Below are 6,778 nucleotides of genomic sequence, written 5' to 3' on the forward strand. Positions count from 1 at the left end.
GCACTTACCTGTGACAGGATATGTGAACTTAAAATAACGATATGATCGTCCTTAAGTGATCTCATGAAATCCTGCATCTGGTTGATCTGCTGAGGATCAAGACCAACAGTAGGCTCATCAAGAATGATAACTTCCGGATTACCAACAAGAGCCTGGGCAAGACCAACTCTCTGTTTATAACCCTTTGAAAGATTACGGATCATACGATGCTCATAATCTCCAAGCATTGTTTCTGAAAGGATGCTAACAAGATGCTCACGAACATCCTTCTTAGGAACCTTCTTAAGTTCGCACACAAAGCGAAGATACTCACCAACTGTCATATCCATGTAAAGTGGTGGAATCTCCGGAAGATAGCCGACACAAGCTTTAGCTTCTTCGGGTTCTTTAAGAATATCATGACCATTGATCTTAACAGTTCCGCTATCTGCTGCTATATATCCAGTCATTATGTTCATAGTTGTGGATTTACCGGCACCATTCGGGCCAAGGAAACCATAGATTTTGCCTTTTTCAAGTTTAAAAGACAAGTGATTGACGGCCTGGTAGTCGCCATAGGTTTTGACAATGTTATCTACCTCAATCAACTTTTGTAGACCTCCCTAAATTTATTGTGTCGTGCACACTTTCCATACGCAGTCAAAGGCATAGAGCTTCCTTCTGCGGCTGAACAGTAACATTCTCTCATACATTTGTGAAAAAAATATGTTCTGAGAAAATAAAAACTTTTTTCATAATCTTATTTTGACGCTGCATAATAATTTATCAACTCAACCTTCGCACATATAAATGATTACTTTCTTTGCAATTTGATTGTTTATTATGTGCGAAGCTTGAGTTAATTAAAATAATGCAACTTATATTTTTTGCACAACATTTTGATTATACATCATTTTTTAGGCATGTCCAATAAAGTTTGAAAGATATGGAACAAATTTAAAGGCCCCTATCCCATAAAGAGGCAGAGGCCATAAATAAATCATAGATATTAGTTTTAAAGATATACTAGTTTTAAAGATATATGATGTAGGTGTCAAAAGTAACTTTTGACACCATATGACGATCACTGATTGTCCTTGATGACTTTTTCTATATAAGGATCGAACTGTTCAAGAATATTGTTCATATCTTCGAACATGAGACCCTTCTTGGTGATCTTGTTCTTAAGTTCTACTATACTATCAGTAACATTATTAAAATACTGATTGGAATCTTCAATGCTTCCGGTTATGGCGTTGATTGATTCATCGCACTTTTGGAATACACCGGTCATCTCCTGGCTCTGCTCGCCAACTTCATCAGCTACGTTCTTGATGTTACCAATAATCTCCTGGGTCGCAACAATCTCTGTATGGGACTGTTCTATTGCTTCCTTGGTCTTATCAAGTGAATCCTTAAGTGACTGATTGTTGGCATTAAGATTGGCCATGCCGGTATCAATCGAAGATACAAGATTCTTGATCTCAATTGAAAGCTTATTGACCTGAGTTGCAACAACTGCAAATCCCTTGCCGGCTTCACCTGCTCTTGCAGCTTCTATAGAAGCATTCAGGGCAAGGAGGTTGGTCTGGTTTGCAAAAGCGTTGATCTGGTTGACCTGATCCTGAATCTCATCAAAGCTTTCCTGGAACTTATCAAAGACTGCCTGCATGGCATCGATTGTATCAGATACTGAATTAGAGCTGTCATCAACTCTGTTCATTCCTGCATGAGAGTCATCGGCTGTCTGGACCATTTTTTCAACAATGTTCTCAAAGGTATCGGATATGGTTCTGACACTTTCGAACTGCTCCTTAAAGGCATCTACGGAATTGATAATATTATCGTATTTGTCTTTAACCTGTTCAAAATGATCACCGATCTGCTCGATTCCTTCAATGGTAACCGCTTCCTCATTCTGAAGCTTTTCTTTCTGTTCAATTGCAAATTTACCCGCTTCAGCAAGTGGCGCAAGCTGCTGTGCTATACTTCTGGCCTGTACACCCTGAATTACTTCGGAATCTTCATTTTCTTTCGTCTTTTTAAAGAAAGCCATAGTATACCTCCATCATTCAAATACTGCGCAGACCATAGTCTGGTTAACATGCTGTGTCTTATACTGTTCACCGCCACCAACAACACCAACATGCTTGCCGAGTGAACCCATGTCATTCATAAAATCACCCAGATGATTTTTTTGCTCAAAAAGCATATGTCTGTAAATACAGTTGATACTAAGTACAAATGATATCTTAGGATTTTCATTTTTGATCTTATTTCTTGTCTCGTCATTAACTTCCTGATAATCCTGCAGTTTCAGAATTGAAACAGTATCATTTTCATTAAATCTCTTATAGTTAATGAGTGATCCATTTGCCCCCATTCCGTACTGGGAACAGATGAAGACTTCATCACCAAGAATACGTCCAAGAGGATTCTCAAGAACGTTATCTACAATCTGGCTCTTTGATACTCCAAGCTCATTGGCATAAACATCTGCAGCAGGCTTATTATCCATCTGAACCAGCTCTTTAGTCTGTATGTTAACTTTAGTAGCAATATGTCTCTTTGAATGAGCGCTTAATCTGTAAATATTCTCAGAATAGGTTCTGATCTTACCTGTTGTATTCTTAATTACTGCAAAGCAGCAGGCATCTTCATAAAGCTCTCCATTAACTGCAACAAGTGCCTTTTTTCCTTCAGAAACGCCAAATACGGTTCCGCCAACAAGAGCAGTTTTAGCATGACTTAATACTACATTCATAGTAGTAACAAGTCTCTCTTCATCATTTGTACAGAACTCAAGGCAGATAGTGTCTTTGTCTCCAGGAGCCACTTCTTTGATCGCATCTTTCAGACCCATAATGTCATATAATGGAGCAGTTGACAGAAATCTAAGGACACCGACTTTGACCTTAGCATCGCTTCCAAAACCCACAACTACGAGTTTGTTGTCGCCGGCCTGCTTGTCATAATAAGAAATTCCACATGTTCCAATTGTAGGCACATCAGGAAAAGCAGCCTTAAGTTCACCTGTAATGTCTTTAAGCATGTCATAATTCGAGAAAAATAGAATCATATTGGGTTTGGTCAAACCTTTGGTAGCTTCAGCGACTGCCGCTTTGGCGTCCTTGCTTAAACTGCTTCCAACAAATGTCTGCATTGCTTACCTCCTTTAAACGTTCAAACCACTAAACTTAGTGTATTGATTCCGTATTAATACAATATGTTCATAAACACGCTTATATTCAGGTGCTTAAAAATTTCTAACTAATATTTAATAAATAGCGCAAGAATTTAGATTACAACAATATATCGGCCTAAAATTCTTTAAATTTTAGCACTTTAATATAAAAAAATTAACTTTTCAAATTATTTTCGAAAAGTTAATTTTGCCAATTAAAACTATTTAAATATAAAAACTTAGAACATATAACATGCGCTATTCCTTGAAATTTGATCACTCAAGTCAGTTAATAAATTTTTCCATATCAAAAAACTTAGAATCTGATTATGAAATACCTGTTGATCCAAATCCGCCTCTGTCAGGTCCTTCAAGATGCTCTACTTCTACGAATTCAATAGAAGGCTGCTGCTTCATGATCCTGAACTGGCAGATACGATCGCCCTTTTTGATCTGAGTATCTCTCATTGCAAGACAAGGCATGCGCCACATATCCTGATCTCCTGAATAGGAATTATCTATGACACCAACGCTGTTGGTCTGGATAACACCAAAGTTCTTGAATGTTGAACTTCTTGGTGCAAGATGAGCTTCATATCCATCGGGAAGTCTCATGGCAACTCCAAGAGGCACAAGCTTGAACTCTCCTGCTTTCATAGTTACATCTTCACTGGCTCTAAGGTCATACCAGTCTGACTTGCCTTCTACAAGAGTCAGTCTCTCTACATCTTTATCAAAATATTTGATAAAAATCTTCTCCATATCGTCTCCTTTAAGTATTTATTCGTAGCTCAAGCTTCGCACTTATAAATAAGTTACTTGCCTTGCAATTTGATTACCTTGGGCAGTTAATATAGGATTTTCGAGTCTCAAAAATCTTATAATTCAAGGCTTAATATCTGGATTTTTATATTCTGGGGTCCGAAACTCGCTTCGCTCGAACATGCGGCCCCCAAGAAGAATATAAAACTCCATCTATCAAGCTCTTGAATATAATAAGATTTTTAAAGACACGAAAATCCTGTATTAACTGCCCAAAATATCAAATTTGCAAGGAGCCTGGATTGTTTATAAGTGCGAAGTTTGAGCTTATTAATTCAAACTTCACACATAAAAATATGCTCCTATCCTTGAGAAATTGAGTTATTAAGAAAATATCTCAGTAAGGAATGCCTTGAAAATTGTGAACAAAGTTTAACAGGCTTAAAAATAGATATATGCTATTATAAAGGTTCATGGATTTAATTAATTGCACGATATAATAGATAGCTTGGAAAATGGGAATGAAAGTATGTGGCAAATATCGTGTGAACTACACAAATCTGCAGTACAAGCTACATAGTATATGCTTGACGGCTATATATTATTTTTTCAAAAAAATATATTGAATTAGTATAAAAGGGAGCGGAAAATTTTGAAACTGTTACTTGTTGAAGATGAGCAGACAATGCTGGCTGCGGTAAGAGAAATACTTGCAAGAGAAAGTTATGATGTTACGCCTGTAAGTGATGGGGAAAGTGCACTTGCAGAAATTCTGACAGATGTATATGATGTCGTCGTTCTTGACGTAATGCTTCCGGGGCTTTCCGGTGTTGAGGTTACTAAAAGGGCAAGGGCGAAAGGAATCAAGACTCCGATACTTATGCTTACTGCTATGAGCGAACTTGATGATAAGGTTAACGGACTTGACAGCGGAGCTGATGACTATCTTACAAAGCCCTTTATGACCAAGGAACTTCTTGCAAGAGTAAGAGCTTTATGCAGAAGGGGCGTACAGTCTGCTGATGGAAGTCTTACTGCAGGAGACTTGTCTCTTGATGTTCAGAGCTGTAATCTTTCAAGCAATAAGACGGGGCAGGTAGTAAGACTTGGTGAAAAAGAGCTGCGGATCATGGAATATCTTATCAGTAATCAGGAGCAGATCGTTTCAAGAGAGCAGATAGCTACCAAGATCTGGGGCTTTGAAAGTGATGCTGAGTATAACAATGTTGAAGTCTATATCTCTTTTACCAGAAAAAAACTTGCATTCATAGGCACCGATATGGAGATTAAGGCGGTACGTGGTCTTGGCTATCAGATAAGACAAAGGACGAAATAAATGTTTAGAAGAACAAGACTTAAAATAATGATATTTATAACTTGTACAGTAATGCTTATACTCGCGGGTACGGTATTTGCAATATACCTGTCTTCTTATATTGAAGAATATAACCATACTGTTGGCCAGGACAAAAGTGGTATTCTGGAACTCTTTGAGTATACTTCAGAGCTTCCCGGAGACTTGCCAGATGAGCCTATTGGCCCGCCTCCTGAAATAAGTGAGGATGGTGAAGGCAGCATAATGGATGTTCAGCTTAGCATTATCAAGCGTTTTGTAGGAGTTATGATAAGAAATACCTTCAAAATTGGTATTGTTATAGTACTTATTGTTTTTGTGTTGTCATATTTTATAGCCGGATGGATACTTAAGCCTCTTGAAGAGAGCTATAAGAAGCAGAAGAAGTTTATATCAGATGCAGGGCATGAGCTTAAGACGCCTGTAGCCGCAATTGATGCTAATGCAGAACTTTTGTACGGCGATATAGGGGACAATAAGTGGCTTCAAAGCATTCGATATGAAAGCGGCCGCATGACTGAGCTTATAAGGCAGCTTCTGGATCTGGCAAGGACAGAGAGTATAAGTATAGTAAAAGAAAAGATTGATCTTAGCAGGCTTATTATGGGGAGCGTTCTTCCATATGAAGGTGTTGCCTTCGAAAAGGGCTATGCGATAGAGACTGATATTGAAAATGATATCTTTGTGCAGGGTAGTAGCAGCCAGCTTGAGCAGCTTACTGCAATTTTAGTTGATAATGCTATAGACCACGCCAAAGGTGAGGGTCAGATACATATTTCCTTAAAAAAAGAGGGTAAAAAGGCAGTACTTATAGTAAGTAATCCCGGAGAAGCACTTACAGATGAAGATATTAAAAATCTGTTTGAGAGATTCTACAGGGCGGATAAGGCTCACAGTGACACAGGTCATTATGGGCTTGGCCTTTCTATTGCAAAGTCTATAGTTACAACTCATAAGGGAACTATAGGTGTGAACTGTATTGATGGAAAAGTAATCTTTACTGTTAAGCTGTAATGAAGTGAAGATACTCTTTAATGTAGGTGTAATAAAAAACTATTTTTTCCAAAGGTGTTATGAAGAATACATTTATTTTAAAATTGTAAATCTATGATTATCTGATTTTATTTTTCTTTAAGAAATCTTCAATGTAACTTCAATCTTCATATTGATAATTAAGTTATAAACAAATGACAAGTGTATGCAAAGCGCGAAACGGCGCATCAATAAATAATATATGCATACATAGTTTTTTGATCAAATGGAGGCAAAAAATGAAGAGAAAGAAATTGCTGACACTTTTAACTACAGCAGCACTTACAGCATCAATGGTTGGATGTGCTTCATCTTCTACAACAACAACTACTTCTACTGATTCTACAACAGAAGCAGCTCAGACTACTGAAGATGCAGCCAATTCTGAGGCATCATCGGAAGCTGTAGCAGAAACTACAGAAGCAGAAACCGAAACAAGTGAAGTTGCAACATCATCACTTGAAGCT

General features: G+C 37.7%; 6 protein-coding genes and 1 pseudogene. 3 read left to right on the forward strand and 4 right to left on the reverse strand.

What is annotated here, in order from left to right; all coding sequences use genetic code 11:
- The 4 genes from K6G87_RS03450 to K6G87_RS03465 all read right to left on the reverse strand — a co-directional run.
- A partial coding sequence (locus K6G87_RS03450) for an ABC transporter ATP-binding protein (protein ID WP_296833941.1) occupies positions 1-587 on the reverse strand: 587 nt, incomplete at its 3' end.
- 476 nt (positions 588-1,063) lie between these two features.
- Positions 1,064-2,035 (reverse strand): methyl-accepting chemotaxis protein, encoded by a 972-nt coding sequence (locus tag K6G87_RS03455; protein ID WP_296833944.1) that lies wholly within the window; start codon positions 2,033-2,035, stop codon positions 1,064-1,066.
- 12 nt (positions 2,036-2,047) lie between these two features.
- Positions 2,048-3,142 (reverse strand): FIST N-terminal domain-containing protein, encoded by a 1,095-nt coding sequence (locus K6G87_RS03460; RefSeq protein WP_296833947.1) that lies wholly within the window; start codon positions 3,140-3,142, stop codon positions 2,048-2,050.
- Positions 3,143-3,490: 348 nt separating this feature from the next.
- Positions 3,491-3,925, reverse strand: coding sequence for a dUTP diphosphatase (locus K6G87_RS03465; protein ID WP_296833950.1), 435 nt, complete (start codon positions 3,923-3,925; stop codon positions 3,491-3,493).
- Positions 3,926-4,577: 652 nt separating this feature from the next.
- Here K6G87_RS03465 and K6G87_RS03470 point away from each other — a divergent pair.
- The 3 genes and pseudogenes from K6G87_RS03470 to K6G87_RS03480 form a co-directional block, all read left to right on the forward strand.
- Positions 4,578-5,261, forward strand: coding sequence for a response regulator transcription factor (locus K6G87_RS03470; protein ID WP_296833952.1), 684 nt, complete (start codon positions 4,578-4,580; stop codon positions 5,259-5,261).
- Positions 5,262-6,293, forward strand: coding sequence for a sensor histidine kinase (locus K6G87_RS03475; RefSeq protein WP_296833955.1), 1,032 nt, complete (start codon positions 5,262-5,264; stop codon positions 6,291-6,293).
- 257 nt (positions 6,294-6,550) lie between these two features.
- Positions 6,551-6,778, forward strand: a pseudogene (locus K6G87_RS03480) (hypothetical protein); the annotation flags it as partial.

The organism is Butyrivibrio sp., from assembly GCF_024699075.1.

Excerpts from the sequence above, each read along its gene's own strand:
- K6G87_RS03455 (WP_296833944.1), bottom strand. The coding sequence starts at position 2,035 with ATGGCTTTCTTTAAAAAGACGAAAGAAAATGAAGATTCCGAAGTAATT.
- K6G87_RS03460 (WP_296833947.1), bottom strand. The coding sequence starts at position 3,142 with ATGCAGACATTTGTTGGAAGCAGTTTAAGCAAGGACGCCAAAGCGGCA.
- K6G87_RS03465 (WP_296833950.1), bottom strand. The coding sequence starts at position 3,925 with ATGGAGAAGATTTTTATCAAATATTTTGATAAAGATGTAGAGAGACTG.
- K6G87_RS03475 (WP_296833955.1), top strand. The coding sequence starts at position 5,262 with ATGTTTAGAAGAACAAGACTTAAAATAATGATATTTATAACTTGTACA.